This is a genomic window from Oleiphilus sp. HI0043, from assembly GCF_001634935.1.
The window spans coordinates 1-712 of the sequence record NZ_LWEY01000033.1 but is presented as its reverse complement, the minus strand read 5'-3'; the positions used below and the strand labels follow the sequence as shown (position 1 = coordinate 712).

General features: G+C 42.3%; 1 protein-coding gene. It reads left to right on the top strand.

Annotated elements, in window-relative coordinates; genetic code table 11:
• Positions 1-406: hypothetical protein (locus A3729_RS33720; RefSeq protein ID WP_231877290.1), on the top strand; the 406-nt coding region annotated here is incomplete at its 5' end.
• Positions 407-712: the final 306 nt, after the last annotated feature.

Here is a 712-nt window from a genome sequence, read left to right as displayed (position 1 = left end):
GAATGCCAATAATCAATGGGCACAACTAGCCTTAACTCTTGGAGTATATTTCTCGATTTTTGTAGTTGCGTTGTCTGTGTTTCAAATACCTATTGAGGCTACATCAAACGGTGAAATGCCTCTTAGAATAGTAATTATGCTCTCAGTATCGGTTTCCGTTTTATCGTATGCCACATACCTTTCCGAGACTCCAAAATGGAAAACAGCTATAAATTATTTCCTTTCTGTAGTCTGTTTTTGTCTATTAGGTGTCGTTGGGATTGGTATCTCAGCCATAATAAACAGCTTCTTTGAAAGGGAGCCTCAAATCAGTATCCTGTGGGGTATTATCATCACCTTGGTTGGTTTGGTTTCCTTTTTTGGTGTTATTAAATTAATGAAGTCAAGGTGGTTAAAATGTACCTAACGAGCAGCACCATAGGACTCCGTACTGTGTCGCGTTTTTTGCAAAGACACGCAAAAAGCCCCGCCAAAGTACTCCGCCCATGTGCTAGGCGTTATATGCCAAAAAAGCAAAAAATAGACTCCGTGGCACAAGAATTTCGGTGGTCGCAAGGCAGGGTGCAATGATGGTGGTTTCGTTAAAAGTTGGCGGTAATTGAAAGAATCAAAAATTCAGTGGCGCAAGAAAATCGGTGGTTGCAAGGCATAGTGCACGGATGGTGGTTTCGTCAAAGGTTGGCGGTAAAGCAACACAGTGCCATTCGCCAGC